This is a genomic window from Prosthecobacter sp. (genome assembly GCF_044232965.1).
Classification (GTDB): Bacteria; Verrucomicrobiota; Verrucomicrobiia; order Verrucomicrobiales; family Verrucomicrobiaceae; genus Prosthecobacter.
The window spans coordinates 34,869-60,322 of record NZ_JBIIKX010000002.1 but is presented as its reverse complement, the minus strand read 5'-3'; the positions used below and the strand labels follow the sequence as shown (position 1 = coordinate 60,322).

The window sequence follows — 25,454 nt, the reverse complement described above, 5'->3', positions numbered from 1 at the left end:
GCTCCCTTTCCCCAGCCATGTCCGCCGTTCCCACCGCCGCCCAGATCCGCCAGAGCTTCCTCGACTTCTTCAAATCGAAGGACCACACCATCGTCCCCAGTGACAACGTCGGCTACACCAGCCGCGACGGCGCGCGCATCTTCACCAATGCCGGCATGAACCAGTTCGTGCCCATCTTCCTCGGCGAGCGCAGCGCGGATGTCGATACCTGGCCCGGCGTGCTGCACAAAGGCTTGCCCACACGCGCGGCGGACACGCAGAAGTGCATCCGCGCGGGCGGCAAGCACAACGACCTCGAAGACGTGGGCCTCGACACCTACCACCACACCCTCTTCGAGATGCTGGGGAACTGGTCCTTCGGCGACTACTTCAAGAAGGAAGCCATCTCGTGGGCTTGGGAACTCATCATTGAGAAGTGGAAGTTCCCGCCGACCCGCGTGTTCGCCACCATTTATCAGCCTGACAAATCGAAGGGCGATCCCGCCGACCGCGACCAGGAAGCCTGGGACATCTGGGCCGAGAAGTTTCGCAGCATCGGCCTCGATCCCGACATCCACATCGTCAACGGCAACAAGAAGGACAACTTCTGGATGATGGGCGACACCGGCCCCTGCGGCCCGTGCACCGAGATCCACATCGACCTCACGCCCGGCGCTCCGAACCTCGACGAAGACCGCCAGCGCGCCGGAGCGTTGCTCGTCAACGGCAGCGACGCGAGCTGCATCGAGATTTGGAACAACGTCTTCATTCAATACAACGCCAACCCCGATGGCTCGTTCGTCCCGCTGCCCGCGAAGCACGTGGACACCGGCATGGGCTTCGAGCGCGTGTGCTCCATCATCCAGGGCACGAAGAACTTCACCGACTTCGAGACCGCGAAGATCAGCAACTACGACACCGACGTTTTCAAACCCATCTTTGATGAGCTGACGAAGATGTGCGGCAAGACCTACCAGAGCACGCTGCCGAAGGCCAACGCCCAAGGCCACGTCGTGCCCGTGACCGAGCAGGAGAAGATCGACGTCGCCTTCCGCGTCATCGCCGACCACCTGCGCACGCTCAGCTTCGCCATCGCCGACGGCATCCAGCCCGGCAACTCCGACCGCAACTACACCCTCCGCCGCATCCTGCGTCGCGCCGTGAAGTATGGCCGCACGCTCGAGTTCAAAGAACCCTTCTTCTACAAGCTCGTCGATGTCCTCGCCCAGCACATGGGCGATGTGTTCCCCGAACTGCGCACGAAGAAGGAGCAAGTCAAAGCCGTGCTGAAGCTGGAGGAGGAGGCATTCAATCGGACTTTGGATCGTGGGATTGCGCTCTTCGATAAAGTCGTAGAGGCAATGGAGTGGACCACTCAAACAGAGACAGAGTATACTGCTTCAATTACGTCCAAGCTAGGGACTGGTGAGGTTTTGGAGAAGAGCAAATCGACGACAACTGAAACAACCAAGATTCGTCGTGCAGAGCCCATCACTGTGGTTCCCGCAGCGAATGCTTTTGAGCTCTACGACACCTACGGCTTCCCGCTCGACCTCACCGAACTCATGGCCCGCGAACGCGGCCTGACCGTTGACACCAAAGGCTTTGAGGCGCTCATGGAAGAGCAGAAGCAGCGCGCTCGCGAGGCTGGCAAGAAGAACAAGCAAGTCGTCTCCGTCAGCGAGATCGAAACCAAGGCACCGACCAAGTTCATCGGTTACGACACACTCGAAGCCGACGTGCGCGTGTTGGAAGTCGTCTCGATGAAGGACAAGAACGCCGTCGTGCTGGATGTCTCGACTTGTTACGCCGAGATGGGCGGGCAGATCGGCGATGCAGGTCAGCTCATCCTCGGCGCAAACACTTTCCCCATCAGCGCCACTACCAAGGTCGGCAACACCTGGCTGCACTTCCTCGAAGGCGATGAAACACCCGCTGTCGATGCCACTGTGCGCCTCGTCGTCGATGCCCCTCGTCGTCACGCCATCGAGCGCCACCACACCGTCACCCACATCCTGCACTGGGCGTTGCATGAAGTCGTGAGCAAGGATGCCACGCAGAAGGGCTCCAGCGTCACGCCGGACAAACTCACCTTCGACTTCAACAGCGCCGCGCTCACCCCGCAGCAGCTCGCCGACATTGAGCGCCTCGTGAACGAACGCATCGTCGCCAACGACCCCGTTTCCTGGAGCGAAGTGCCCTACGTCGAAGCCAAGGCCAACAACGGCATCATGGCCCTCTTCGGCGAGAAGTATGGCGACCTCGTCCGCGTCGTGCAGATCGGCGGCCAGCCGCACAAGCTCGATGGTTGGAGCATGGAACTCTGCGGAGGCACCCACACACGCGGCACGGGTGAGATCGGCCTCTTCCGCCTCGTCGGCGAAAGCGCCGTCGCCGCCGGCGTCCGCCGCATCGAAGCCATCGCGGGACTCGAAGCCTACAACGCCGCGCGTGCGGATGCTGATTTGCTGAAGCTCCTCGCTGGCAAAGTCAGCGCTCAAGGCGCGCACGATCTCGAGAAGAAGATCGAAGCGCTCCAGCAGCAGCTCAAGGACACCGAGAAAGCCCTCAAGGCCGCCCAACAACGGGAAGCCTCCGGCCGCGCGAAAGACCTCCTCACCAAAGCCGAGAACAACGCCATCATCGCCAACCTAGGCGACGTCGATGCCGACAACGCCCTGGCCGTCAGCGATGCCTTGAAAGGCACGTTCAACGGCATCGTCGTCCTCGCTGCTACCGGAGGCGGCAACGTGGCTTTGATCGCCAGCGTCGCCAAAGACCACCAAGCCAAAATCCAAGCCGGCAAGATCATCCAAACCATCGCCCCCATCGTCGGCGGCAAAGGCGGCGGGAAGCCGGACTTTGCGCGTGGTGGCGGCAAGGATGTCTCAAAGGTCGATGCGGCCCTCGCCGAAGCGCGAAAGCTGATTGGGTAGTGTAGTTCCGCCTGAAGGCGGGACTACAATACTCGGACAATACGGCGCAAGGCCAGTCCTGGGGCCTTCGTTCCAGCGCGACCATGAAGAAACGCCTGCTGCTCTCGCTCTGCCTCGCCCTCACCACTTTCGCTGCGGAGGCACCGCGACCGAACATCGTGTTTCTCCTCGCGGATGACTTGGGGCGCGCGGACTGCGGCTTCATGGGCGGGAAGGACATCCAGACGCCGCATCTGGACAAACTGGCGAAAGCGGGAGCGATTCTGGATCAGTTCTATGTGCAGCCGGTATGCTCGCCGACACGGGCGGCGCTGATGACGGGGCGCTACCCGATGCGTCATGGCCTGCAAGTCGGCGTGGTCCGGCCCTGGGCGCAGTATGGACTGCCGCTGGAGGAACGCACGCTGCCACAAGCCCTGAAGGAAGTGGGTTATGAGACAGCGATTGTTGGCAAGTGGCACCTCGGTACCTTCCAGCCAGCTTACCTGCCCTTGCAGCGCGGATTTGATCATCAGTACGGCCACTACAACGGCGCGCTCGATTACTTCACGCACATCCGTGACGGCGGCTTCGACTGGCACAAGGATGACCGGGAGAATCACGATGAGGGTTACTCGACGCATTTGATCGCCAAGGAATCGGTGCGGCTGATTCGCGAACGTGATGCCAAAAAGCCACTGTTCATCTATGTGCCCTTCAACGCGGTGCATGCGCCGCATCAAGTACCGGAGGACTACCTGAAGCCGTACGCGCAGCTCAAGGGCAACCGTCAGAAGTACGCCGGCATGCTGGCAGCCATGGACGAGGCCGTGGGGCAGATCAGCGCAGCGATTGACGAGGCTGGCATGCGTAAGAACACGCTCTTCATCTTCTCCAGCGACAATGGTGGGCCGAATCCCGGCCAGATCACGGACAACGGCCCTCTGCGCGCAGGCAAAGGCACACTCTACGAGGGCGGCACACGTGTGGTGGCCTTTGCCACATGGGATGGCGTCATCAAGGCAGGCAGCACGGTGAAGGCACCACTGCACATGGTGGACTGGTATCCCACACTGTTGAAGCTCGGCGGTGCCAAGCTGGAGCAGAAGCTTCCGCTGGATGGACGAGACGCCTGGCCTGCAATCACACAGAACGCCGCAAGCCCGCACGATTTCATCCTGCTAAACACCACACCCAGCAATGGCGCGATCCGGATGGGCGACTGGAAGCTCGTGCTGGGCGGCAACATCGCCGACAACGAGGATGGCGGCGGTGAGGCCAAGAAAAAGGGCAAAAAGAAGAACGCTGCGACCAAGGGCGAGAACGTGGAGCTGTTCAATCTGGCAAGTGATCCCAACGAGAAGACGAACCTCGCCGCATCACAGCCCGAGAAGGTGGCCGAGCTGCGTGCGAAGCTGGCTGAACTGGCTGCACAGGCTGTTCCTCCGAAGAGCATCCCGATGGAAAAGGGATTCAAGACTCCTCGTGTCTGGGGTCAGGTGGATTGAAGTTGTTCGCAGCTCTTATGATTGAGATTAATCAATTCGCCAAATCCTCATATCAGTAAGGACTGCGAAGAAGTGCAACAACCGCGTTCCGCCCTGCTACCATAAGGGTTCCACAGCCTTCGCCGCTGTGAATGGATTTGATGAAGACTGTGAGCGGAGCGGAACAACCCAGAGTTGTCGGCATCAGGCTGGGGTTTTGACGGTTTGTTGGTTCTGCTGTTCACAGGCTGTTCGCAGCCGTTTTTTCAGCTCGGGATTGTCCAGTGCGGCTTGGGCAGCCTGGGTTTCGGCGTCTTTTTTGCTACGACCGCTGCCACGACCGAGTTCGGCCTCCCGCCAGGAGACGGCGGCGATGAATTGTTTGGCGTGATCCGGCCCTTCTTCGTCCACGATGGTGTAAACGAGGCATTCGGTGCTGACCGCTTGGATCTGCTCCTGAAGCAAACCCTTGGGATTGGCTTCCAGGTCGCCCTTGCCGATAGAGCGCAGGTCTTCAGCAAAGATGTGCTCGGCGAATTGCTGTGCGGCCAAGTTTCCGGCGTCGAGATGGATCGCACCCGCGATGGCTTCCAGCGCGTCGGCGAGCGAGGAATCGCGGTCGCGGCCGCCATTGGCCTCCTCGCCACGTCCCATGATGAGATGCGGGCCGAGATTCAGGCGGCGGGCCACACGGGCGAGCGCCTTGGTGGAGACGAGCTGGGCGCGGGCCTTGGTCAGCACGCCTTCATCTGCCTGCGGAAGTTGGTGGAAGAGCAGGTGCGAGAGCGTGAGCTGCAGCACCGCGTCGCCGAGGAATTCGAGGCGCTGATTGTCCGCCTGCGGGCGCTGGTGCTCGTAGCCGACGCTACCGTGCGTGAGCGCGAGCTGGAGCAGCGCGGGACTGCGAAAGGTGTGCCCGAGAATGGTTTCCAGCTTGTCCATGTGTGGCGCGACTCAAGCCGCTGGAACACTGGCGCTCCAGTGAAAAGTGGGGTGACCGACGGGATTCGAACCCGCAACAACCAGAATCACAATCTGGGGCTCTACCGTTGAACTACGGCCACCATCTCAATCGAGAGTGCGCGGATAGTAGCCGGTCGGGAAGGTTGCGCCAGCGAAAATTCAGGGGGTGGTTGTCCACAATGCCATACCGGGTTCAGCCTTTTCGACGCAACCAGAGCTTTGTTTGGTGAAGTGAGAGGTTGAATCAAAGGTAACTTGGCTCAAATTTCCAGCATGAGCGCTACCGCGATGCTTCAACTCAAGCAGCAGCTTTCCAAGATGTCTGAAAAGCAGAGGCAGGAAGTCGCGGCGTTTTTACATCGGTTGAAACAAGACTCGCCTGCTTGGCAAAAAGAGATGAGCCGACGCATGACCGAGATGGACGCTGGAAAGAAATTCAAGCTGCCGAAAACTCTCGCCCGTGCCTGAAATGGCCTCGTATGCCTACGAGCCTGTGTTGTCTGCCAAGGCGTGGGAGTTCTTGTGCTCTCTCTCCCGCAAACGGCAGCAGCGGGTCATCAAATGGATCAATCTGCTCGCCCAGCAACCCTGGCGACTCGGTGACTACCGAACCACGGACAGCGCTGGACGATTTCTCGAGAATATCCGGCTCAACGGCTTCTTGATCACCTACTGGGCCGATGGCCCGGTGGAAGAGCTTCGCATTTTGGACATCGTTGAACTGTGATCTAACGGTCGAGGATCAGTCGTCCTTCGGTTTTCCAATCGCGGCCTTGAGGAGGTAGGTGGAGCCGCCAGCGAGCATGATGAAAAAGACAGGAATGAGCAGCTCAAAGATCTTCGGTGGATTCCCAGACCCCGTCGGGAGCATCCGGATCAGGGGATGCAAAAGCATGGCGACGAACCAAAACGCGAGGTTCAGGAGGATGATCTTCTTGGCTTGGGCTTTGTTCATGGTTCACTCCTTGTATCACTGGGGGGTGTCGCGACTGACTAATTCTGCTTCTTGGCCGAACCGACCCAAGCTCAGCGACCCGGACTGCGGGAGGCGTGGATTGCAATCAGAGCGCGATGGCCGGGTTTGCTGCAGCGCATGGTAGGCGTTCGTGGGTTCATTGGAGTAGGGCTCAAACTGTCCGTAAAGCGGCTTCCCAGCAGAGTCTCGCCTGACGCGCGTAGGTTGAATCCAGTCGTGCTGACAACCGGGAAGCGGGTCTGGAATCGTCTGCCAGTCTAATGGTGTGATGCCGTAGTCCTCCGTGCATGACTCCTCCGCCTGCTCAACGGTCTCGAACCAGTAATCGCCCGTGGATGCCCCGTCCTGCTCGCTGTTGTAGAGAAAGAGATAAACACCCTCGCCGCTGTCGAAGAGCATGACACGCTTCGCTTCGTCTTTGGGTTGCTTGATGGATGCTATCTTGCGCATGACGCTTAACATGGAAGATCATTCACAGATCGTGAGGTTTGTCAGCAGCTTTATCGCCAACGGATTGGAGGGAATATCACGCGGTTGCGCGTTCTTGCCTGCGGAACCACAGCCAGGGCAAGGCGAAGGCGGCGGTGATGAGAACGGTGAGCACGCCGATCATCGCGGTCATGCCGAGGGTGATGAGGCCGCGATTGCTGCCGGTGGCGAGAGCGCCGAAGGCCAGGCCGGTGCTGAGGCCGCAATAAGCGAGCGAACGGCCCAGCGCGGCCACGCGTTCCCGCGTCATGCCCGGCTCCCGCAGCGCGTGCATCACATGAATGGTGAAATCGAGGCCTAGGCCGAGGCAAAGCGGCACCGCGCCCACGCTCATGAGGTTCCAGGTGAGGCCGAACGCGCTCATGCCGCCGAGCAAAATCCAACCGCTGGCGGCGAGCACGAGGAAGGCAAACCCACGCTCCCGCCAGCCGTGAAACACGAGGAAAAACAGAAGGATGGCGATGGCGGCCGTCGGAACGCACACGCGCAGGATCTCGCGCTTCAACAGCGGCTCCAACGAGGTGCGCAGAAAGGCCCAGCCTGCGGGATGGGCACCGGGGATTTTCTCCAGCGCATGCAGCACGGCGGCTTTTTCCACATCGCGGCCTGCGGCGAGTCGGAGAGACCCCAGCGCCATCCAGCCGTGTTCCTCGTGCTCGGAGACAATGCCGCCGAGGTTTTCCAGCACGACGGGCTTCGGCCACAGCGGCAGCGTTGGTTTTGTGGTGGTCCATTCGCGCCATTGTTTGAAGACGTTCTGCGTGAGCGCGAAGGCCACCTCGGTGAATCCGGCGGCATCCACGGCTTGGCGGAGCGTGTCCTCACGTTGGGCGAGAGATTGCAGCACGGTGAGATTGGCTTTCTGCGCCTCGGCATCAGGCACGAGTGCCAGCGGCAGCATGTGGCTTTCGACCTCGTCGGTTTTCAGCACGCCTTGCGCGGTGATGATGCTCTGGCGCAGCGCGGTGGCATCGTTCGCGGCGAAGATGAGCGGGATGTTGCGCCCTGGCTCGGAGTTTGTGTCCATCATGCGTTTTTCGATGTCCTCAAACACATCGAAGGCCTCGCTCTTGTCTGGCCGCAGCACGGCGGAGCCGAAGTCCATCTTCGGCAGGCCTTGGGCGATCAAGACGACCGTCGCGGCGATCAAACCGATGCCGACGAGCCAGCCCATGACGCTCTGCATTTTCAGGGCGATGTTGGTGGAGCCTTGATGCTCCTTAATCTTGCCTGCTTTCATGCCGAGCGGCAAAAAGCCAAACAGCATGACCGCCGCGCCGATCAACACGCCGAGCGCAGACAACACTCCAAGCTGTGCGACTCCCGGAAGCTGGCTGAGGCCCAGCATGGCGAAGATGCCCGCGATGCTGACCGCCGACCACGCCACGCCCGGCTGCACGCGACGGCGGATGCTCGCAAAACTCTCGCCAGGATGCTCCCGCGCCACATGCAGGCCCACGACGCCGAAGTCCTCAATCAAACCGGTCAGGATGGCCGCGAATCCCATCGACATCACATTGAGCGCGCCATAGATCACACCAGCGGTGCCGAGCGTGATTAAGTTCGCGCACAGGATCGCCAGCAGCAGCCAGAACAAGGGCTTCACACTGCGATGCAGCAGCCAGAACAGGAAGCCGACGATGAACGTGACCGCGCCAATCGACTGCCGCATGTCTCCTTCCATGCCGGTGGCGATCTCGGCCTGAAACGCGGGATCGCCGGTAAAGCCGATCTTCACGCCAGTGAGTTCGCCCTGCTGTGGCAGCCAGTGCTCACGCACCTCGCTCTTGATCTGCGTGAGCCAGGCGTTTGCGGCACGGTAATCGGCCAGCGCTTTGCCGGGCGGCGTGACAAACAGCAGGCGCAGTGTGCCGTCCGCGCTGCTGAACTCATCGCTCATCATGCTGCTCATGTCCGCGCCGCCGCTGAGGAGCTGCATGGCTCCGCGTGCGAGTCCCAGCGGATCGTAACCGCTCATGGTGGCGTTTTGGAGATCGAGCGAGGTGCCGGCGGTTTCCTTCGCTTGCGTCAGCAGGGCCGAGAGTGACGCCGCATCGAGTGAGGAGGTCAGTTTCGCGACTTCTTTAGGCGGTGCGTTGAGCCAGAGATAAGCGACGACTTCCGCGATGATCGCGGGATCGGATTGCAGCAGCGATTTGCTGCGCACACTGGCGCAGAGTTCCGGCTTGGAAGCAAGATGTTCGGCCAATGCTTCTGCCGTGACCTCGACAAGTGCGGGATCATCGGCTTGAACGGCGATGAGCAGGAGATCGCGCTTCTGCTCGCGCAACAAACGTGTGCCTTGCAGTCCCGGCAGTTCCTGCGGCAGCAGGCTGAGCGGATCGACATCGAAATCCAGCCGCGACACACCAAACCAGCCCGCCACGATGACGAGCAGCACAAACAGCAAACGAAGCGGGGCGGGTTTCACAGTTTGGACCAGTCTTCCACCGGCAGTCCGCTGACCCGCTGGAACTCGGATGTGTTGTTCGTCACCAGAATGCCATTTTGTGAACGAGTGGCGGCGGCGATCCACAAATCCGCCTCGCTGATGACTTGCCCCCTGGCTTCGAGATCCACCCGAATGGAGACATAGTGATCGGCCGTCTGCTCATCCGGCCACACTACCGTGAAGGGCGCGATGAATGATAGAACGGCCGACTTGTTTTGCGCTGCTCTGGCACTTTTGGCCGCGCCGACAAGCAACTCGGCCCGCACTTGAGCAGGAATAAAAACTTCGCTGGCAGGCGTCGCATTGAGCTGCCGCATGACCTCCGCGGATTTTCCACGCAGGCAGAACACCACCATGTTTGTGTCGAGAAACCAGGCCATGCGCGTGAGTTATTCCAGGCTCAGGGCTGTCACGGGCCGTGACTTGCCTCTTGTTGGTGCTTCAAAGGTCAGATCATCGGACAGGGAGCCGAACAACTTCAACCAGCCGTCAGGATAGCCGTTTTGTTCGGAAGTTTCCTCGAGCGCCGCTCTGGCAAGCCGTTCCCTTGCCCAGATGCTCACCGGCTTCTTTTCTCGACGCGCCACATCCTCAAGGCAATGCGCGAGGCCGGGATCGAGCTCAATGGTTAACGTGGACATGCTGGCAATATGGCCGCCATGGGGTGAATTGCCAAGCGCTGAGAATCCAAGCCCTGGCCAGATTGATGCCGGGCCGCCTCATTTTCGGCTGGATCATCTTGCGAAGACCCGCCAGCATCGCGGCCATGTTTTTCCTTGCCGCCACCTCGGCCAGCTATTGGCCTTTCGTCGTTCTCGCTGTCAGCGTCGCCTTCATCATCATCGCGATCAGCAAGCTGCGCATGCATCCCTTTCTGGCGCTCATCCTGGCGGCGTTGCTGGCCTGCCTGCTGGCGGGAAATGCTTCGTGGGACGTGGTGCAGAAGGATGGCAAGGTGAAGACGATGCCCGCCCTGGTGGGCGCGGTGGAGATGGTGTCCAAGGGACTCGGTGACTCGGCGCGTGACATCGCGATCTCCATCGCCCTCGCGGCGATCATTGGCATGTGCCTGATGGAAAGCGGTGGCGCGGACAAGGTGGTGCGGCGCTTCCTCGCGTTCTTTGGCGAGAAACGCGCTGGCTGGGCGCTGCTGTGGAGCACCTTCATTCTGAGCGCGCCGATTTTCTTCGACACGATGTTCATGCTCATGGTGCCGCTGGCGATGGCGCTGCGCATGCGGACGGGGAAGGATTATACACTCTACCTGATGGCTATCTGCTGCGGCGGCACGGTGACGCATTCCATGACGGTGCCGCATCCGGGACCGGTGGCAGTGGTGGAGAGCCTGAAGCTGAATGTGGGCGAGTCGTTGGTGGGCGGACTGGTGATCGGCGCGATCACCTGCTTCTTCGGCTTCCTGTTCAGCAAGTGGCTCAATGCGCGCACCGATGTGCCGCTGCGTGAGTCGGGTGGTGTTTCGTTGCAGGATCTGCAAGGCGTCAGCGCCAAGCCGGAAAACGAGCTGCCGTCGTTCTTCTGGAGCATCACGCCGGTGATCCTCCCCATCTTGCTCATCAGCCTGACGACGGTGTTTGAACTGGCGCATGCCGGAGCGGCCAAAGGCGCAGGCTGGGGCCTGACGATGGTGAATGCGCTCGGTGGGGAGCTTGGTTTCAACGGCATCCGCGCCTGGGTGGACTTCATTGGCCACAAGAACATCGCTCTGCTCATCGGCGCGGCGATCTCGGTGGGCGTGCTGGCGAAGCAGCGTCGCTTTGGCCTGAAAAAGATCGAGGATCTGATGGGACCGCCGCTGGAGACGGCCTGCATGATCATTCTCATCACCAGCGCCGGTGGTGCGTTTGGTTATGCGCTGCGGGTTGCAGGCGTGGGCGGTGCGGTGGCAGAGCTGGCGAAGAACTACAGCCTCAACCTCATCCTGCTCGGCTGGGTCGTGGCAGCGGTCGTGCGTGTGGCCCAGGGCTCTGCCACGGTGGCGATGCTCACCGCCGCCTCCATCATGGCGCCCATGGTGGTGGGAGCCGATCTCGGCTGCCATCCGCTCTACCTCTTCACCTCCATCGGCTTCGGCGCGATGTTCTGCTCCTGGATGAACGACAGCGGCTTCTGGGTCGTCTCCCGCCTCAGCGGCATGACGGAGAAGGAAACGCTGCGCACCTGGTCGCTCCAGCTCACGGCGGATTCGATCATTGGTTTGCTGGTGACACTGATCTTGAGCAAATTGTTGCCGATGGTGTAAGGGTCGTGCGTTCATGACTGACATCGCCACGCATTCCCAACTCAGCGCGCTTATCCGCCATCGTCGGTCGATCAAGCCGGTGGACATGGATGTGACGCGTGATGTGGAGCGTGGGTTGCTCACGCAGGTGCTCGAAGACGCGACGTGGGCACCGACGCATGGATTGACCGAGCCGTGGAAATTTGTGGTGCATCAAGGCGCGGCGAGACAGCGGCTCGCGGAGACGATGCAGCGGATTTATCGCGAGACGACGCCCGCGAATGAGTTCCGCGAGGACAAGATGAAGAAGATGGGTGAGAACCCGCTGCTCGCGCCGGTGGTGATCGCTTGTGTGATGGAGCGACGCGGTGGAATGAAGATCCCCGAGATTGAGGAGATCGAAGCGGTGGCTTGTGCGTTGCAAAACTTGATGCTCTCCGCCACTGCGGCTGGTTTGGGCTGTTACTGGTCATCACCGCCGTTGCTGGGAACGCGAGAGTTTGCGGAGTGGCTGCAAATCGGTGCGGAAGATCGCTGTGTGGGGCTGATTTACCTCGGCTGGCCGCGTGAAGGACTGAACTGGCCGCGAAGCGTGCGGCAGCCGGTCGAAACGAAAACGAGGTGGTGCGATGAGTGAGTGGTTCACCAGCGCATGGAATGCGACGGCGCATTTCTTTACTTCCATGCCATGGGAGATGTTGAGCGTGTGGTCGCTGACGATTTGTCTTTTGCTCGTCGGCATCATCGGCTCGGTGGTACCATTTCTGCCGGGGCCGCTGCTGATCTTTGGCGCGGGCATCATCCACACACTGCTGCTGCCGGAAGCCGGCATGAGCGCCTGGGGCTTTGTGATTTTATCGCTGGGACTCGTGCTGTCTTATGTCGTCGATTTCGTGAGCGGAGCGATGGGCGCACGCTGGTTCGGCGCGAGTCGCTGGGGCATCGCGGGCGTGTTCATCGGCGGCATCGTGGGCATGTTCTTCGTGCCAGTGGGATTGATCCTTGGCCCGTTGCTCGGCGGTGTGTCGTTTGAGCTGATCTTTGCAAAGAAGCGGCTGCAACCGGCGGCCAAATCGGCCTGGGGTTCGCTGCTGGGAACAGGCGTGGGCTTGGTGCTGCGTCTGCTGCTCGCGCTGGGAATGGTGGCGACGTTTTTCCTTGATGTGCTGGTGTGGTGAAAACCAGAACCGGCTGCTGCGAATCCGCGAAGCGAACCCGCGACTACAATACGATCACGCCTTCCCCGCCAGCAGCATGCGCAGGCCGAAGACAACGAGCACGGTGCCGAAGATGCGCGTGAGAGTTTCATTGCTCATCGTTTTGAGCCAGCCAGCGCCGAAGTAGGCGAAGATGGAGGCCGAAATCGCGGTCACGAGGGCGACTTTCCAATCGACGAAGCCGGAGCGGGCGTTTTGCGTTGTCGCCATCAACGCGGTCGGAATGATGATCGCCAGCGAAGTCGCGACGGCGGTCTTCTGCGGCAGTTTGAGAAAGAAGACGAACGCAGGCACCATCACGACACCGCCGCCGACGCCGCACAGTGCGGCGATGACACCGCTGACGATGCCGATGGCAAGACAGGTGAGGATGGTGGAGGTCGTCATGGACTGGGGGATCAGCGGGATTGTCTGGCGAGGAGACCGACGAGCAAGCGTTCGAGCACGAGCTTGGGATCGAGCGAAGAGGTGACGAGTTTGGAGTTCGCGGCGAGGCAGGCTTTGAAGCCCGCGTGCAGTTCTTCGAGTGTGTAGTTCCCGGTCTCGGGAATGGCGAGAAACATCGGGTAAGCGTTGAAGCCGGTGCCGTCTTTCTTTCGTGGGAGATGCGAGGTGGCGGAGGAAGGCAGGCCTTCGAGCGAGGTGCAGAAGCCGGCGTAGTTGAACTTGTTGAGCTTGTAGCGCGAACCGAGGTCTTTGATGAGCAGCAGGCTGCGCACGCGCGGCACGATGGCGGCGAGCAGCAGGCCGATGGCGTTCTGACCCTGATACATGAGCGTACCGAGCAGTTCGAGCGCACGCGGAAGATCGCGTTTGCCAATGGCGTTGCCCAGATCCCACAGCACACCGGCGCGGCTCATGGACACGAGACCCTGCACGGTTTTGAGTCCGGCGCGGCGGCGTTCGCCGAGGTAGAGGTCGATCTTTTCGAGTTCGTTTTCCAACTGCCGTGTGTCATCGCCTGCCATCTGCACGAGCAACTCCAACGCGCCGCTTTCAAAGGTGATGCCGAGTTCCTTCGCCTTGCGTGAGGCCATGGCGAGCACGGGGCCTTCCCAGCCCGCCCTCGAAGTGTCCGGTTTGTCGAAGACCTCGATGTTGGCGATCTTGGAGATGCGCTTGTAAGCGCTACGGCGTTTGTCGATCGTCGTGGCGCTGATGACAAAGCGCACGTCGCTGCCGAGGCCGCCTTCGACGATGTCGAGGATGCGCTCGAAGCCGTTCACCGCGTCCTGTCCACGACCCGGGCCGGAGTCGCCAAGGAAGTTGGCGTTCTTGAGCCATACGACTTTGGTGCCGCCAAAGAAGGGCAGCGTTTGCAAGGCCATGCAGATGTTCGAGCAAATCGTGCCGGCGTGATCGGCGTTGTCGGCCGTGCCGTCGATGATGTCGTTGCTGAAGTCCCCGGCCTCGGGCGGTGTGAGGCTGCGCACGAGCAAAAGTGCGGCCTCCTTCACACGCGCCTCGTCACTGCCCATGAGGACATTGACCTGGCTGGCGGCGGTTTTCTTCGGCGGCGGCATGCTTCACCGATGGAGCAGGATGTGCGTGGCATCAAGCCTCGCGGCGTGCGCGATCTTGACATGCGTCCTGCGATTTGATGAAATCATCGCAAATCCAAACCAACCTATGAAAACACACTCGATTAGGGCAAAGGTTTCTGCGGCCGCATTCACTGCGGCCTTTTTTATGATCACGGCTTCCGTTCAGGCGGAAGATCTGAACGCGGTGTATCAGCAAGGACGCGCCGCGTTTTATCAAGGTGACTTCACCACGGCGCAGCAGCTTCTTTCGCGAGTGGCGGCGGCGAATCCCAAGCATCCCGACACCGTGCGCATGCTGGCCTACATCCGCGCGAATCATCGGGCACCGGACAACACGCTCAAGGCTCAGTATGCCACGGTGATCCTGCCGAAGGTCGAGATGAGCGATGTGACGCTTACCGAAGCCATCGACGGACTGCGGGCGCTCTCAAAGAATGCCAGCGGCGGCAAGGTGATGCCGAATGTGATCGTGAAGGGTGAGGAGCTGGCCCAGCGCAAGCTCAGTCTCTCGCTCTCCAACATCCCGCTGACGGAGGCGTTGAATTATGTGACGCAACTGGCCGGAGCCAAGGCCAGCTACGACAAACATGCCGTCATTCTGTCCAGCATGGCAGACACGGCGACTTCGACCGCTGAAACAGCGCCAAAGTCTTCAAAATGAACTGATTAGGCGGCTTTCCGCCCCATTTAGTCGTTGAAGAAATGCCGTCCGGTCTGCCCGGCTTCGGTTTTGTTGTCCACTTCCCAGTACACGTCCTCGAAGATGGTCTCCGGCTCGGGATAGGGGCTGGACTTGGCGAACTCGGCCGAGTCCTCGGCTTCCTTTTGCGCTTCCTTGTCGATCTTCTTCAGGTCTTCCTCCGTGGCGACGCCTTCGTTGAGAAGATTGCGCTTCCACACCTGGATCGGGTCATGCTCGCTCTGAAACTTCTCGACCTCTTCCTTGGTGCGGTACTTGAACTTGTTCGCGTCGGCCACGGAATGGCCTTCCCAGCGGTAAGTGGCGATTTCGAGGATGCTGGGCTTGGACTCGTTGTGCGCCCGTTCGATGGCCTTGCCGACTCCGGCACGGACGGCGTAAACGTCCTCGCCATTGAACTGCTCCCAGGCCATGCCGTAACCCTCGGCACGCTTGGCGAGGAAATCCTGGTAGGCGGAGGAACGCTGCTGGCTGGTACCCATCGAGTAGCCGTTGTTCTCGATCACATAGATCACCGGCAGATCCCACAGTTCGGCCAAGTTCAGCGACTCATGGAAGGCACCCTGGTTCACCGCACCATCGCCAAGGAAGCACAGCGCGGCACCTTTGATGCCGCGATACTTCAAACCATACGCGAGGCCGAGGCCCAGCGGCGTCTGGCCGGCCACGATGCCGTGACCACCCCAGTAATTCTTGTCCGGCGCGAAGTAGTGCATCGAGCCGCCCTTGCCACGGGAGCAGCCAGTCGCCTTGCCAAAGAGTTCCGCCATGCACTCGTTCATGCCCATGCCGACCGCCAGAGCGTGGCCGTGATCGCGGTAGGCGGTGATGACGTGATCGTTCGGACCCATGACCGAAACGGTGCCCACGGCCACCGATTCCTGGCCGATATAGAGGTGGAGGAACCCGCCCATCCGACCTGCCTGGTAGTGCTGGAGCGACACCTGCTCAAACTTCCGGATGCGCACCATCTGGCGGTAGAGACCCAATTTGTCGGCTGCGGTGAGCTTCTGATTGATGGGGTCGTTTGCGTGCGCGGCGAGAGTGGTTTTGGCTTTGGACATAGGCTGCGAAAGGGAAATCATACTAGCCAACGAGGCCGGAGACGCAAAGGATTGTTCGGCTTCTGGATCCACCCTTTGTTCCACATGGAACAATTCGTCAGCCGTGTTATCCTCCACGCCCGCCCCCTGCCCTGTCTGGCTGCCTTCATCCTTCCTCATTCCATGTCCGCCTCTCTCTACACTTACCCGAAGCACTACGACGTCATCGTCTGCGGAGCTGGTCACGCTGGAGTGGAAGCGGCAATGGCCGCCGCACGGCTTGGCTGTCAGACGGCCATCCTCACCCAGAACCTGGACACCATCTCGCAGATGTCCTGCAATCCGGCCATCGGGGGTCTGGCCAAAGGACATGTGGTGCGCGAGATCGACGCCCTCGGCGGGGTCATGGGCCGGAACACCGACGCCACCGGCATCCAGTTCCGCATGCTGAACGCCCGCAAGGGCCCCAGTGTCCAGGCCCCCCGCGCCCAGTGCGACAAGAAGGCCTACCAGTTCCGCATGAAGTGGCTGATCGAGAACCAGCCCAATCTCGACCTGCACCAAGGCAACGCCGCTGAACTGCTCGTCGAAAACGACGCCATCACCGGCATCCGCACCAGCCTTGGGATGATCTATCGGGCCAAAGCGGTCGTTATTTCCTCCGGTACTTTCATGCGCGGCCTGCTCCATGTCGGCCAGCAGAACCAGGCCGGCGGGCGCATGGGCGACAGCATTTCCACCCTGTCCGACAGCCTGCGCGCCCTCGGCTTCGATGTCCAGCGCTTCAAAACCGGCACCCCCTGCCGCCTCAACAGCCGAAGCATCGACTTCTCCAAGTGCGACCTCCAGCCCGGCGATGAGCCCGCCCCGCGCTTCAGCTACCTGTCGGGAGTCCTGGGGGAAGACGAAGATGAAAGTGCGGAAGGTGGAATGCGGAATGCGGAATCCCAAAACGGCTCCGTCCATTCCGAATTCCGAATTCCGAACTCCGCCTTCCACCGCTTCACCCTCAACCGATGGCAGCCGGGCATGTTCCACGTGGAACAAATTCCCTGCTGGATCACCTACACGACGCCCCAGACCCACGACATCATCCGGGCCAATATCCACAAATCGGCCATGTATTCGGGCAAGATCGAGGGTGTCGGACCCCGCTACTGCCCCTCGGTGGAGGACAAGGTGGTGCGCTTTGCGGAGAAGGATCGCCACCAGATCTTCCTCGAACCCGAGGGCCGTCACACCCGCGAATTCTACGTCAACGGCGTCTCTACTTCCCTGCCCTTCGAGGTCCAGTATGACTTCATCCGGTCCATCCCCGGCCTCGAAAACGCCGAGATCATCCGCCCCGGTTACGCGGTGGAGTACGACTACTGCCCCCCTACCCAGCTCCACCCCACCCTGGAGACGAAGCGCGTTTCCGGCCTCTACTTCGCCGGGCAGATCAACGGCACCTCCGGCTATGAAGAAGCCGCCGGCCAGGGCCTCATCGCCGGGGCCAATGCCGCCCTCAAGGCCCAGGGCCGCCCCCCGTTCCTGCTCCAGCGCAGCCAGGCCTACCTCGCCGTCATGATCGACGACCTCGTCACGAAAGGCACCACCGAGCCCTACCGCCTCTTCACCTCCCGCGCCGAATACCGCCTCCTCCTCCGCCAGGACAACTGCGACCTCCGCCTCACCCCCCTCGCCGCCGCCATCGGCCTCGCCTCGCCCTTCCGCGTCCGGCACACCGAGGAAAAAATCGCCCAGCTCGCCGCCGCCCGCGTCCTCCTTCAGGAAGCCCGGCTCGACGGCATCACCCTCGAAAAATGGCTGCGTCGGCCCGAAAACACCCCTGCTGCCCTGCCCGCTGAGATCCACGCCCAGTTCACCCCAGAGGTCTGGTCCTTGGTCGAAAACGACGTCAAATACGCCGGCTACATCACCCGCCAGGAAGACATGGTCGCCAAGACCTCCCGCATGGAGGAAAAAACGATCCCCGCCGACTTCGATTACCACGCCATCCCCGGTCTCAAAACCGAAGCCAAACACCGCCTCACCGCCCTCCGCCCCGCCACCCTCGGCCAGGCCGCTCGCGCCCAGGGCGTCAATCCGGCGGACATTGCGCTGCTCGCGGTGATGCTGAAACGAGGAGGCGATAAAACAGAGGTCGATGCTTGAACCGATTCACCTCACTTTATCGAGTGCGGACTGATACATCTGAGTTTGCGAATCCGCAGGACCCAATGCCTTCAGGGCCTGCCGATGAGTTTCCTCTAGAACCCGAATGGCTTCATCGCGATACCCTGCATTGAGTTCTGCGACCGCTAGATTAAATCCGGCAACGAGGGAATCGCGGTGTGCATCGCCCAGAACTCTTCGTTTGGCGTTCCAAACCTCCCGTATCATCGGGATTGCTTCTTCCAGCCGACCTTGGTCAGCAAGACAATTTCCAAGCCAGTCTTTGGCACGGATTGTCAGAGGGTGCTCTTCGCCCAATCGCTTCTTTCGAATATCATAGACGACCTGACATTCCTTCTGGGCGGGTTCAAACAGCTTCTCAGCCATCAACGCCGCAGCCAAATTGAGCCGGGTTGCCAAAACTTCATCGGCCTCGTTGCCGAGACTCAGTCGCTGGGCCTCCAAAACGACCGTGATTTGCTTCACCGCTTCTCCATGCTTACCCATTCGTCCGTATAAGACTCCAAGGCCATTTCTTGCCCGCAATACGATCTCTGAGGTCCCAGCAAGTCGAATCACCGCTTGATAAAGCGCCTCGGCTTCTCCAGCGCACTTTGTATCGATGTTCCCCTCCACATCATTGACATCGCGCAAAGCAGAAGCCAGTTGGAGTCGTGCGTAGAGACTCTCTTCGTCGTCGTCTCCAAGCGCTCGAATCGATGATGCCAGCAACTTGCGTCCCTCGGCAATGGCTTCATCGCGCTTGCCCGCTCCTTGAAGAAACCCGCTGAGATTGTACCTGCAATGAATGGTCTTGGGATGATCTGATCCCAGCAGTTTGGTGAGCTCCGTTAGCGCTTCTCTACCGAGGTTTACCGCCTGCACATATTCACCCTTATCATCCAGCAACTCTGCCGCGCGCTCCTTGGCTTCAGCAGCATTGATCCGATCTTCGCGGCTATCGCAACCAGCAATCAGAAGGACAATGTTCGTGAGGCAAAGCCATTTTTTGAAACCTGTGGGCATGGTTTGGAAAGCAAGCAGAGTCATGCGAAGGCGGCAACACAATATGCTCTCCTCCAGTTCCGCTCCTGATCGCCGCAGTTGGAAAGAGATCGAAAACCCTTCCGAAAATGCCAGAAGTGCCCGCAGCAATCATCGTAAATTTTTCTCAAACGTTTTCCCCAGCCCTTCGGCTTTTCAGAGGCGCCGCCGAAATTATTTTTCGCCACCTCTGATTTCCAGACCCGTCGCCGAACCATTTCCCCGCCGCTGCGGATTTTCAGAGGCCACGCCAAAGCGTTTTCCCGGTCGTTCGGATTTCCAGAGTCGCTGCCGAAAGGCTTTTCCGGCCCCTCGGATTTCCAGAGTGACCATCGGAGCGCTTTTTCGTGACCTCGGATTCCCAGAAGAGGCTTCGGAATGATGTCCCGGTCGTTCTGAATTTCCGAGGGGGTGGCGGCGGTGTTTTCCGTGCCACACGGGTTATCAGAAGGCGTGACGAGCAAGTTTCTTATGCCTCTTCTCATTTGATCCTGAATGACATAGGTCATGTGCTGGAAAATAGAATTGACGCTTGCGCTGCTTTTTCATTAAATCCCGCAATTCTCCAACCCGCATTCGTGAATCATGGCTCGCTACGGCTACGCGTTTTTCGACAGTGGTGTGCGCTTTGATTCACCGGATGCCCAACCCAGCAGCACCATGAGAAACCTGTCACGCTTCCTCGACAATCCTTTCGACGACAAGGACATCAGCGTCTTCGAACTCGTCGCCTTCACCACGGATCATCTGGAACGGATGACCGCCAACAACAGCGGTGGCGAACTCTCCGCCCGCATCACCGCCACCAGCCAGGCACTGACGCAGGTGGAGGACTGCGTGACCGATGACCAGGGCAAACTCGGCATCCGCATGGCGCGCAAGCAGGCCAAGGACAACTTCCGCAAGACCCTGCCTGCCGCCGTGACGAAAATCGTCGCCGCCGTCATCGCCCACTATGGCGATGGTTCCCCTGAGGTGACCGAATGCGTGCCGAGCGGTCGCAGTATCTTCAGCTCCTGCCGCGATGATCAGGTGGAAGTGCATCTGCAAACCCTCGTCACCGCCATCACCGCGCATCAGGCCGATCTCGGTGCCCCGCTCGTCACCGCCGCCACGAACCTGAAAAACGCCTGGGTCACGATCTACACCGCCAGCGAGTCCTCCACCGGCGGCAAGACCACCACGCAGGACGGCAAGAAACTGGCCCGCGAGAACCTACAGCTCATGCTCTACCTCAACCTCGTGAAGCTCATGGAAATGTTCCCCCGCCAGCCCGAGAAGCTGCCGCTCTACATGATGCAGCACCTGCTGGAGAATCCGTCGTCCGGAGAAGAGCCGGAGCCCCCTGCCCCGCCGCCGCCCGGCCCGTGAGCCTGTGGATTTGCACGCACCGGTGAGTGATCTTCGACAGATCTGTTGCTCTTCGGCTTCGACAGGATTGTATACAGCTTCGCTCTTGCCCAATTTAGGATGCGGCTTTGGCTCTGTTTATGGTGCGTCGTTCGTGAACAGTTTCCACAACGCAGAGAACTGGGGGTTCGTCATGAGCTGATTGAATTGGGCCATTGGAAAAAGCTTGGCATAGGCATCGTGATCCACCTTCTGTTTTTCATCCAATCCCTGTTGATGGAAGGCGCGTTTGCAAGTGGCTGAATCCCCCGGCAAAGGACAGCCCATGAGCTGAAAAAAGAAACCCTCAATGCAGGGCTGGAAGCGGAAGACTTGGGATTTCAGAGCTTTAGCCATCTTTTCGCCAGCAGTGGTGAGCGGCTTGTCATCATCGAAAACGATGACAACCTGCTCAAATGCGGACTGGCGGGCCTGACGGCGGGCAAATTCGACGATTTTGTCTGGCGAACCGCCATGCGCGTTCTTGATGGTGATCTGGATGTTTCTGCCGTGTGAGCCGACGGCCTTCAAATACCGACAGAACGCAAACTCGGTATCTCCTTCCACGACGACGAGGACAGTGCGGCGGACTTGAAGTTGACGGCGTGGCGATGGCATGGAGGCTCAAAACTCAGGAACACCGCCGTAGGCTCCGGCATGATATTTGGCGTAATGGTTGTCCACGTTGCGGACGCCCTTGACCTCGTTGAGCCGGTAGGTGTGGCTGGAGCCCTCGTCATCCTTGTCCACGAGCTGGATCTGATACTTCTCAAGCTGGCTGATGATGTAGTCCGAGTGGCATGAGAAGACGAGCTGAGCGCCTTTGGGGTTGTGCTTGGTGGTGTAGAACAGGTCCACGAGACAGGGTATCATGTGGGAATGTAGCCCCTGCTCGAACTCGTCAATGAAGGCGATGCCGCCAGACTTCAGCACTGGAAGAACATAGCGCAGCAGTACAAACAGAGCCTGCGTGCCGCGGGATTCCTCGAAAATCGAGAGCGCATAGTCATGGTTACCGTAGCGGTGAATCCCAAAAGGCAGAACCTTATCCTCCATTTTCCCATCCATCGCTGGAACTGGAACCTTGCGGATCGCAATCTCATGAAGCCCGAGGTCAAAATTGGCGAGACGGTGGTTCACCCACTCAAGATGGTCGCGATGTTCGTCAAAAAATTTGGCTGTCGCAATCAGGTTCTCGGTGAGCGGGTCATGTCGGTCACTTCGTCCCAGCGCCCAAAGATTGCCGTAGCAGGATGTGAAAAAGGTATCGAGCTGTCTTGCGAATGTGTTTTCCAGGAGAAGTGAGGTGGAAATGAACGAGGCGTTGGATCGCTGGGGCACTTGAATGGCGTTTTGACCAAAATCCTGACTTTTGAAGTTATAGGAACTGCCATTCCACTCTCGCTCAAACACCATGGCAAAACGGACCCTCTTCACTTGGAGCGATTCGCTTAGCACCCGCCTGTCATCCAGGCAGAGATCATAGCGGTAGTGCTGTCCGCCCATTTCGAATTCAAGGAACAGCTCCGTCTGTGGCTCGGGTGTCTCCGAGAACAGGAATGCCATGCTTTCCCAAGTTTTCTCATCTGGCTTTTCTTGAGCGGAATGTAGGATGAACCATTGTAGAAACCCGAGCGCCTGAAGCAGGTGCGTCTTGCCGGAGGCATTGGCCCCGAAGATGCCCATCACGGTATTGCATTTCTGGCCACGGGTGTCTGTCTGGAAGATATCCCGCTCAGAAGCCTGCGGCTTCAAGCGGAAGTCCACCTCAAAGGAATCCCGGAACGAGTAAAAATTGCGGCCACCAAAGGAGTAAATCATGAGAACGGAGGCGAGGTTAAATCAGCAAATAAACAATATTTTGTCATTTATTACATTTCAATACGCATTTCGACAGATTGTGGGACAAAATGCGTCAAAAATCTTGCCTGAAAATAGTTGCCGGGGTGCAACGGTCTGAAAAACGGCATTATCCCACCTCGGCCATCACCGGCCAGAGCGGGGTGTTCTTGCTGAGGAAGGCGAGGGCATGCTCGTCGTCGGTGACGACACCACAGGCGAGTTCGATGCCGGGCGGGGTGAGCTTGCCGGCAAGGAGGCTGAGGTCGTTGTAGAAGTCGTTGTCCTCGCTGCGCAGCCGCAGGATGAGCCGCCACCGCCGCAGGTCGGGCTGGCCGGTGGCGGGATCGACGAGGACGAAGAGATAAACGGCGATGGGAACGGGCGTGCGGTCGCAGAAGCGGCGGATGCCGTCTCGGAAGTCGGGCGGGAGGCTGCCTGCCTCAACGCCATGCAGGGTGGTGGCCTCCTCTTTGCCATGAGACGGGCGGGAGTGGCGCATCGCGCCGGAGACGAGATCGGCGATGGCCTCGGGCTTGAGAAGGAGGCGGTGTGTCATGCCGGCATTCAAGATCACATCGTGCTTCAACTGGGCCATCATGAGGAAGAAGGCCTCTCCAGGCATGGAGGCGACGGCCTGCGGGCCTTTGCCCTTCGCGTTCTTGGTGATGCAGTACTCGGCCACGGCCTCGCTGCTGAAGACCGGGATGAAAATGCCGGTATCGTCCTGCACGAGAACAAAACGCGGCATGGGGGAGCCGTTGCTCAGCTCCATGGTGGCACCCGCCAGTTCTGGATGGTATTCGATGAGCGTGTGCAGCTCCGCATCCCACAGCGCCCGCATCATGCGTCCGTGCATGGCCGGATCGGTGGCCGCCTTTTGCAGCAAGCGTTCAAGCGCGTTGCCCGGCTCCGGTTCGGGCCGCCATTGAGGGCTGAATTCTCCGTCCATGCCTGGAATTGTTTCAAAAACGGCGCAGAAGGAAAGCACAAATATCGCCGTCAGCCGCGCCGCGCTTCAAACACTCGCAGTACCAAGGCAGGAAATCGCACGAGGTGGACGCGAGCACGATGCGATGTTTCACCTCGTCTTCAGCTCAAACACCGCCAACCCGAGCGGGGACAGCTTGATTTCCGCATTGCCGCTGCGGATGCTCAGCGTCGCGCTACCTGCGCTGAGAGGCTGCGTGTCGTTATCGGGAAAATGGTATCAGGGTGCAACGGTCTGACAAACGGCTTCATCCCACCTCGGCCATCACTGGCCAAAGGGGCTTGTTTTTGCTGAGGAAAGGGTGGGCATGCTCGTCAGTGATGACGCCGCAGACGAGGTCAATGCCGGGCGGGAGAAGCTTGCTGGCGAGGAGGCTGAAGTCGTTGTAGAAGTCGTTGTCCTCGCTGCGCAGGCGGAGGATAAGCAGCCGCTCTTTGGGATCAGGCTGGCCGGTGGTACCGGCGGCCCTGAAGAGATCATCACTTCACATTGACGTTCACACCGATGAGCTTCCAGGCCTTGTTCTCGGAGACATACTTCAGGGTGAAATAGACTTTGCTGGGCTCCGTCGGGTAGTCACCTTCGAGGATGAGGACGCCGTCTTCGTTGATGGCGGGCGGGGATTTGAACACCGGGGTGAGGGGCTTGATGGGGGCGAGATTGATCTCGGCATCGATGAAGGGCTTGAACACCTCCAGCAGCTTGGCGGGGGTGATCTGCTGCTGCCAGAGATTGGAAATGCCCGCGTGGAAGGTCTCGAAGGACTTGGCCTGAAGCGCCTCATTGAAGGCGAGGAGCGAGGCGAGGACCATCCGACTGGCCTCTTCCGAGGATGGCACGGCCAGCGGAGCGTCTTCCTTGGCAATGATCGGCCCGCTGCTGGCCCCAGGCTGCGGTCCCTTGATGGAGAGCACCTTCCAGGTCTCGCCTTCTTTGATCAGTTCCAGGGTGAGTGGCACGGAGCCGCCAGACTGGGTGTGGGCGGTGCCTTCGAGCACTCCGCGGTCGTTGCTGATATTGCGGTTGGACCACGAGGCGGATTCATAGCCTTTGAGGCCGAACTTTTGGATGGCGCGGGTGAAGTCCTCCTGGGTCTGGCCGTTGCGTAAGGTGGCTGATGCCATCGCATACGCGGCCTCAGGAGAACCGTTCCCGGCGGTGTTGAGGAATTTTTCCCCTTCCGTGACCAGCGGTGCGGTGAGGCGGAACACAAAGAAAACCACGGCAGCCCCGATCAGGGATAAGACGACTCCGACAGCCAGCACGATCAAGCATCCCTTTTTCATAATGGATAGGGTGTCGTGGCTCACGATGACAAGCAAGGAGGGAATCCCCCGAGCGCAGGATCGGCGCAAGGATGCGCAGGTAAAGCCGCCCTCTTCACCCGAGAATCAGGCCGCAGGCGAACGAAGGGGTCATGAATTTTTTTGCCGGATGGAGCGTAGATGATTTTACCTGCCAATATATAAGCATTGACGCAATGCATTATGGAAATTATATTTCCACCTAGTTGCATGACGCAGGAACCGCTCATTCCCTATAAAATCGAAGACACTGCCGAAGCGCAGTGTGTCCAGGATCTTGGGCGTCGTCGCTGGCTAAAGCTCGGCCTGTGGGGCGCTTTGGGTGGGATGGGGGCGGCGGCATGGTATGGCATGGCTCCCCCGGTGGTGCCGCTGTATTTCAACGGACGGCATGCCTACGCCCACTACACCCATCCTGCCGAGATTCATCGACTGGTGCTGGCCGCGAATCAGCTCGTGGACAAGCCCTACAAGTGGGGCGGCGGGCATCAGGTGCTGTTCGACAACGGCTTTGACTGCTCCGGATCGATCTCGCATGTGCTGTATCGTGCCGGGCTGCTGAAGCAGGCCTCCAACTCCAAAGAGTTTGCCCGTTACGGAGTGGCAGGTCCCGGCCGTTTCGTCACGGTTTATGCGAAGCCGGGCCACCATGTGTTCATGGAGGTCTGCGGCCTGCGCTGTCTGAATCCTCCATGCCGTGGGACATGAGATTTCATGAGAGCACAC

General features: G+C 59.8%; 28 protein-coding genes and 1 tRNA gene. 13 read left to right on the top strand and 16 right to left on the bottom strand.

Going from position 1 to position 25,454, the window contains the following annotated elements; genetic code table 11:
* The first annotated feature begins 17 nt into the window (after nucleotides 1-17).
* Together ACILSI_RS01175 and ACILSI_RS01170 are read left to right on the top strand one after the other, a co-directional pair.
* Nucleotides 18-2,915 (top strand): alanine--tRNA ligase, encoded by a 2,898-nt coding sequence (locus ACILSI_RS01175; protein WP_395720000.1) that lies wholly within the window; start codon nucleotides 18-20, stop codon nucleotides 2,913-2,915.
* An 83-nt stretch (nucleotides 2,916-2,998) separates the two neighbouring features.
* On the top strand, nucleotides 2,999-4,402 hold the full coding sequence (locus ACILSI_RS01170) for an arylsulfatase (protein ID WP_395719999.1): 1,404 nt from the start codon (nucleotides 2,999-3,001) through the stop codon (nucleotides 4,400-4,402).
* A gap of 183 nt (nucleotides 4,403-4,585) precedes the next feature.
* Here ACILSI_RS01170 and rnc read toward each other — a convergent pair whose 3' ends face one another.
* Both rnc and ACILSI_RS01160 read right to left on the bottom strand, forming a co-directional pair.
* Nucleotides 4,586-5,323, bottom strand: coding sequence for a ribonuclease III (gene rnc / locus ACILSI_RS01165; protein ID WP_395719998.1), 738 nt, complete (start codon nucleotides 5,321-5,323; stop codon nucleotides 4,586-4,588).
* Nucleotides 5,324-5,370: 47 nt separating this feature from the next.
* A tRNA-His gene (locus tag ACILSI_RS01160) sits at nucleotides 5,371-5,445 on the bottom strand.
* 172 nt (nucleotides 5,446-5,617) lie between these two features.
* Between ACILSI_RS01160 and ACILSI_RS01155 the strand changes: the two genes are divergently transcribed.
* The gene (locus ACILSI_RS01155; protein ID WP_395719997.1) at nucleotides 5,618-5,812 is read left to right on the top strand and encodes a hypothetical protein; all 195 of its coding nucleotides are present in this window, start codon (nucleotides 5,618-5,620) and stop codon (nucleotides 5,810-5,812) included.
* Between the two features lies 1 nt (nucleotide 5,813).
* The gene (locus tag ACILSI_RS01150) at nucleotides 5,814-6,071 is read left to right on the top strand and encodes a type II toxin-antitoxin system RelE/ParE family toxin (protein ID WP_395719996.1); all 258 of its coding nucleotides are present in this window, start codon (nucleotides 5,814-5,816) and stop codon (nucleotides 6,069-6,071) included.
* A 15-nt stretch (nucleotides 6,072-6,086) separates the two neighbouring features.
* Here the strand turns inward: ACILSI_RS01150 and ACILSI_RS01145 are convergent, their stop codons facing one another.
* The 5 genes from ACILSI_RS01145 to ACILSI_RS01125 form a co-directional block, all read right to left on the bottom strand.
* Nucleotides 6,087-6,299 (bottom strand): hypothetical protein, encoded by a 213-nt coding sequence (locus tag ACILSI_RS01145; protein WP_395719995.1) that lies wholly within the window; start codon nucleotides 6,297-6,299, stop codon nucleotides 6,087-6,089.
* Nucleotides 6,300-6,314: 15 nt separating this feature from the next.
* Nucleotides 6,315-6,770 (bottom strand): hypothetical protein, encoded by a 456-nt coding sequence (locus ACILSI_RS01140; RefSeq protein WP_395719994.1) that lies wholly within the window; start codon nucleotides 6,768-6,770, stop codon nucleotides 6,315-6,317.
* Between the two features lie 76 nt (nucleotides 6,771-6,846).
* Nucleotides 6,847-9,240 carry an MMPL family transporter gene (locus tag ACILSI_RS01135; protein ID WP_395719993.1) on the bottom strand — a complete coding sequence of 798 codons (2,394 nt, stop codon included), beginning with the start codon at nucleotides 9,238-9,240 and terminating at the stop codon, nucleotides 6,847-6,849.
* The gene (locus tag ACILSI_RS01130; RefSeq protein ID WP_395719992.1) at nucleotides 9,237-9,641 is read right to left on the bottom strand and encodes a type II toxin-antitoxin system VapC family toxin; all 405 of its coding nucleotides are present in this window, start codon (nucleotides 9,639-9,641) and stop codon (nucleotides 9,237-9,239) included. The genes ACILSI_RS01135 and ACILSI_RS01130 overlap by 4 nt, the downstream gene beginning before the upstream one ends.
* Nucleotides 9,642-9,650: 9 nt before the next feature.
* The gene (locus ACILSI_RS01125; protein WP_395719991.1) at nucleotides 9,651-9,902 is read right to left on the bottom strand and encodes a hypothetical protein; all 252 of its coding nucleotides are present in this window, start codon (nucleotides 9,900-9,902) and stop codon (nucleotides 9,651-9,653) included.
* Nucleotides 9,903-9,967: 65 nt separating this feature from the next.
* Between ACILSI_RS01125 and ACILSI_RS01120 the strand changes: the two genes are divergently transcribed.
* Genes ACILSI_RS01120 through ACILSI_RS01110 form a run of 3 tightly spaced genes read left to right on the top strand, consistent with a single transcriptional unit; the run spans nucleotide 9,968 to nucleotide 12,678 of the window.
* Entirely contained in the window at nucleotides 9,968-11,521 is a 1,554-nt protein-coding gene (locus tag ACILSI_RS01120; protein WP_395719990.1) for a GntP family permease, read from the top strand.
* A gap of 13 nt (nucleotides 11,522-11,534) precedes the next feature.
* Nucleotides 11,535-12,137, top strand: coding sequence for a nitroreductase (locus tag ACILSI_RS01115; RefSeq protein ID WP_395719989.1), 603 nt, complete (start codon nucleotides 11,535-11,537; stop codon nucleotides 12,135-12,137).
* Nucleotides 12,130-12,678, top strand: a complete 549-nt coding sequence (locus ACILSI_RS01110; protein WP_395719988.1) for a DUF456 domain-containing protein — start codon at nucleotides 12,130-12,132, stop codon at nucleotides 12,676-12,678. Before ACILSI_RS01115 ends, ACILSI_RS01110 begins: the two co-directional genes overlap by 8 nt.
* Nucleotides 12,679-12,732: 54 nt before the next feature.
* Here ACILSI_RS01110 and ACILSI_RS01105 read toward each other — a convergent pair whose 3' ends face one another.
* Together ACILSI_RS01105 and holA are read right to left on the bottom strand one after the other, a co-directional pair.
* Nucleotides 12,733-13,104: a sulfite exporter TauE/SafE family protein gene (locus ACILSI_RS01105; protein WP_395719987.1), complete on the bottom strand. Its 372-nt coding sequence runs from the start codon at nucleotides 13,102-13,104 to the stop codon at nucleotides 12,733-12,735.
* Between the two features lie 11 nt (nucleotides 13,105-13,115).
* On the bottom strand, nucleotides 13,116-14,240 hold the full coding sequence (gene holA, locus ACILSI_RS01100) for a DNA polymerase III subunit delta (RefSeq protein WP_395719986.1): 1,125 nt from the start codon (nucleotides 14,238-14,240) through the stop codon (nucleotides 13,116-13,118).
* Between the two features lie 166 nt (nucleotides 14,241-14,406).
* Here holA and ACILSI_RS01095 point away from each other — a divergent pair, with 166 nt between their 5' ends.
* Nucleotides 14,407-14,922 carry a tetratricopeptide repeat protein gene (locus tag ACILSI_RS01095; protein ID WP_395719985.1) on the top strand — a complete coding sequence of 172 codons (516 nt, stop codon included), beginning with the start codon at nucleotides 14,407-14,409 and terminating at the stop codon, nucleotides 14,920-14,922.
* Between the two features lie 26 nt (nucleotides 14,923-14,948).
* Here ACILSI_RS01095 and pdhA read toward each other — a convergent pair whose 3' ends face one another.
* Nucleotides 14,949-16,025 carry a pyruvate dehydrogenase (acetyl-transferring) E1 component subunit alpha gene (pdhA, locus tag ACILSI_RS01090; RefSeq protein WP_395719984.1) on the bottom strand — a complete coding sequence of 359 codons (1,077 nt, stop codon included), beginning with the start codon at nucleotides 16,023-16,025 and terminating at the stop codon, nucleotides 14,949-14,951.
* 162 nt (nucleotides 16,026-16,187) lie between these two features.
* On the opposite strand from pdhA, the gene ACILSI_RS01085 reads away from it, so the two are divergent.
* A complete protein-coding gene (locus ACILSI_RS01085) occupies nucleotides 16,188-18,161 on the top strand; it encodes a tRNA uridine-5-carboxymethylaminomethyl modification enzyme MnmG/GidA (protein WP_395719983.1) in 1,974 nt (657 codons plus the stop codon).
* Nucleotides 18,162-18,167: 6 nt separating this feature from the next.
* Here ACILSI_RS01085 and ACILSI_RS01080 read toward each other — a convergent pair whose 3' ends face one another.
* Nucleotides 18,168-19,211: a tetratricopeptide repeat protein gene (locus tag ACILSI_RS01080; RefSeq protein ID WP_395719982.1), complete on the bottom strand. Its 1,044-nt coding sequence runs from the start codon at nucleotides 19,209-19,211 to the stop codon at nucleotides 18,168-18,170.
* A complete protein-coding gene (locus tag ACILSI_RS01075; protein ID WP_395719981.1) occupies nucleotides 19,208-19,714 on the bottom strand; it encodes a hypothetical protein in 507 nt (168 codons plus the stop codon). Before ACILSI_RS01075 ends, ACILSI_RS01080 begins: the two co-directional genes overlap by 4 nt.
* A 76-nt stretch (nucleotides 19,715-19,790) precedes the next feature.
* Between ACILSI_RS01075 and ACILSI_RS01070 the strand changes: the two genes are divergently transcribed.
* Nucleotides 19,791-20,576: a hypothetical protein gene (locus ACILSI_RS01070; protein ID WP_395719980.1), complete on the top strand. Its 786-nt coding sequence runs from the start codon at nucleotides 19,791-19,793 to the stop codon at nucleotides 20,574-20,576.
* Nucleotides 20,577-20,693: 117 nt separating this feature from the next.
* On the opposite strand, the gene ACILSI_RS01065 is transcribed toward ACILSI_RS01070, so the two are convergent.
* The 3 genes from ACILSI_RS01065 to ACILSI_RS01055 form a co-directional block, all read right to left on the bottom strand.
* Nucleotides 20,694-21,212, bottom strand: a complete 519-nt coding sequence (locus ACILSI_RS01065; RefSeq protein ID WP_395719979.1) for an RloB domain-containing protein — start codon at nucleotides 21,210-21,212, stop codon at nucleotides 20,694-20,696.
* A gap of 6 nt (nucleotides 21,213-21,218) precedes the next feature.
* On the bottom strand, nucleotides 21,219-22,415 hold the full coding sequence (locus ACILSI_RS01060; protein WP_395719978.1) for an ATP/GTP-binding protein: 1,197 nt from the start codon (nucleotides 22,413-22,415) through the stop codon (nucleotides 21,219-21,221).
* Between the two features lie 148 nt (nucleotides 22,416-22,563).
* A complete protein-coding gene (locus tag ACILSI_RS01055; RefSeq protein ID WP_395719977.1) occupies nucleotides 22,564-23,385 on the bottom strand; it encodes an SseB family protein in 822 nt (273 codons plus the stop codon).
* On the opposite strand from ACILSI_RS01055, the gene ACILSI_RS01050 reads away from it, so the two are divergent.
* Complete coding sequence (locus tag ACILSI_RS01050) at nucleotides 23,384-23,662, top strand: hypothetical protein (protein WP_395719976.1); 279 nt, start codon at nucleotides 23,384-23,386, stop codon at nucleotides 23,660-23,662. The two genes, ACILSI_RS01055 and ACILSI_RS01050, sit on opposite strands and share 2 nt — an antisense overlap.
* Before the next feature lie 69 nt (nucleotides 23,663-23,731).
* A complete protein-coding gene (locus ACILSI_RS01045) occupies nucleotides 23,732-23,917 on the top strand; it encodes a hypothetical protein (RefSeq protein WP_395719975.1) in 186 nt (61 codons plus the stop codon).
* Here the strand turns inward: ACILSI_RS01045 and ACILSI_RS01040 are convergent.
* Nucleotides 23,904-24,710 (bottom strand): hypothetical protein, encoded by an 807-nt coding sequence (locus tag ACILSI_RS01040; protein ID WP_395719974.1) that lies wholly within the window; start codon nucleotides 24,708-24,710, stop codon nucleotides 23,904-23,906. The two genes, ACILSI_RS01045 and ACILSI_RS01040, sit on opposite strands and share 14 nt — an antisense overlap.
* Nucleotides 24,711-24,938: 228 nt before the next feature.
* On the opposite strand from ACILSI_RS01040, the gene ACILSI_RS01035 reads away from it, so the two are divergent.
* Nucleotides 24,939-25,436, top strand: coding sequence for a hypothetical protein (locus tag ACILSI_RS01035; protein WP_395719973.1), 498 nt, complete (start codon nucleotides 24,939-24,941; stop codon nucleotides 25,434-25,436).
* Nucleotides 25,437-25,454 lie beyond the last annotated feature (18 nt).

Excerpts from the sequence above, each read along its gene's own strand:
- ACILSI_RS01175 (WP_395720000.1), top strand. The coding sequence starts at position 18 with ATGTCCGCCGTTCCCACCGCCGCCCAGATCCGCCAGAGCTTCCTCGAC.
- ACILSI_RS01050 (WP_395719976.1), top strand. The coding sequence starts at position 23,384 with ATGCCTGGAATTGTTTCAAAAACGGCGCAGAAGGAAAGCACAAATATC.
- ACILSI_RS01110 (WP_395719988.1), top strand. The coding sequence starts at position 12,130 with ATGAGTGAGTGGTTCACCAGCGCATGGAATGCGACGGCGCATTTCTTT.
- ACILSI_RS01065 (WP_395719979.1), bottom strand. The coding sequence starts at position 21,212 with ATGCCATCGCCACGCCGTCAACTTCAAGTCCGCCGCACTGTCCTCGTC.
- pdhA (WP_395719984.1), bottom strand. The coding sequence starts at position 16,025 with ATGTCCAAAGCCAAAACCACTCTCGCCGCGCACGCAAACGACCCCATC.
- ACILSI_RS01080 (WP_395719982.1), bottom strand. The coding sequence starts at position 19,211 with ATGACTCTGCTTGCTTTCCAAACCATGCCCACAGGTTTCAAAAAATGG.
- ACILSI_RS01095 (WP_395719985.1), top strand. The coding sequence starts at position 14,407 with ATGATCACGGCTTCCGTTCAGGCGGAAGATCTGAACGCGGTGTATCAG.
- ACILSI_RS01170 (WP_395719999.1), top strand. The coding sequence starts at position 2,999 with ATGAAGAAACGCCTGCTGCTCTCGCTCTGCCTCGCCCTCACCACTTTC.
- rnc (WP_395719998.1), bottom strand. The coding sequence starts at position 5,323 with ATGGACAAGCTGGAAACCATTCTCGGGCACACCTTTCGCAGTCCCGCG.
- ACILSI_RS01150 (WP_395719996.1), top strand. The coding sequence starts at position 5,814 with ATGGCCTCGTATGCCTACGAGCCTGTGTTGTCTGCCAAGGCGTGGGAG.
- ACILSI_RS01085 (WP_395719983.1), top strand. The coding sequence starts at position 16,188 with ATGTCCGCCTCTCTCTACACTTACCCGAAGCACTACGACGTCATCGTC.
- ACILSI_RS01140 (WP_395719994.1), bottom strand. The coding sequence starts at position 6,770 with ATGCGCAAGATAGCATCCATCAAGCAACCCAAAGACGAAGCGAAGCGT.
- ACILSI_RS01105 (WP_395719987.1), bottom strand. The coding sequence starts at position 13,104 with ATGACGACCTCCACCATCCTCACCTGTCTTGCCATCGGCATCGTCAGC.
- ACILSI_RS01155 (WP_395719997.1), top strand. The coding sequence starts at position 5,618 with ATGAGCGCTACCGCGATGCTTCAACTCAAGCAGCAGCTTTCCAAGATG.
- ACILSI_RS01130 (WP_395719992.1), bottom strand. The coding sequence starts at position 9,641 with ATGGCCTGGTTTCTCGACACAAACATGGTGGTGTTCTGCCTGCGTGGA.
- holA (WP_395719986.1), bottom strand. The coding sequence starts at position 14,240 with ATGCCGCCGCCGAAGAAAACCGCCGCCAGCCAGGTCAATGTCCTCATG.
- ACILSI_RS01125 (WP_395719991.1), bottom strand. The coding sequence starts at position 9,902 with ATGTCCACGTTAACCATTGAGCTCGATCCCGGCCTCGCGCATTGCCTT.
- ACILSI_RS01075 (WP_395719981.1), bottom strand. The coding sequence starts at position 19,714 with ATGACCTATGTCATTCAGGATCAAATGAGAAGAGGCATAAGAAACTTG.
- ACILSI_RS01045 (WP_395719975.1), top strand. The coding sequence starts at position 23,732 with ATGCTCGTCAGTGATGACGCCGCAGACGAGGTCAATGCCGGGCGGGAG.
- ACILSI_RS01040 (WP_395719974.1), bottom strand. The coding sequence starts at position 24,710 with ATGAAAAAGGGATGCTTGATCGTGCTGGCTGTCGGAGTCGTCTTATCC.
- ACILSI_RS01070 (WP_395719980.1), top strand. The coding sequence starts at position 19,791 with ATGGCTCGCTACGGCTACGCGTTTTTCGACAGTGGTGTGCGCTTTGAT.
- ACILSI_RS01055 (WP_395719977.1), bottom strand. The coding sequence starts at position 23,385 with ATGGACGGAGAATTCAGCCCTCAATGGCGGCCCGAACCGGAGCCGGGC.
- ACILSI_RS01120 (WP_395719990.1), top strand. The coding sequence starts at position 9,968 with ATGCCGGGCCGCCTCATTTTCGGCTGGATCATCTTGCGAAGACCCGCC.
- ACILSI_RS01145 (WP_395719995.1), bottom strand. The coding sequence starts at position 6,299 with ATGAACAAAGCCCAAGCCAAGAAGATCATCCTCCTGAACCTCGCGTTT.
- ACILSI_RS01035 (WP_395719973.1), top strand. The coding sequence starts at position 24,939 with ATGACGCAGGAACCGCTCATTCCCTATAAAATCGAAGACACTGCCGAA.
- ACILSI_RS01115 (WP_395719989.1), top strand. The coding sequence starts at position 11,535 with ATGACTGACATCGCCACGCATTCCCAACTCAGCGCGCTTATCCGCCAT.
- ACILSI_RS01060 (WP_395719978.1), bottom strand. The coding sequence starts at position 22,415 with ATGATTTACTCCTTTGGTGGCCGCAATTTTTACTCGTTCCGGGATTCC.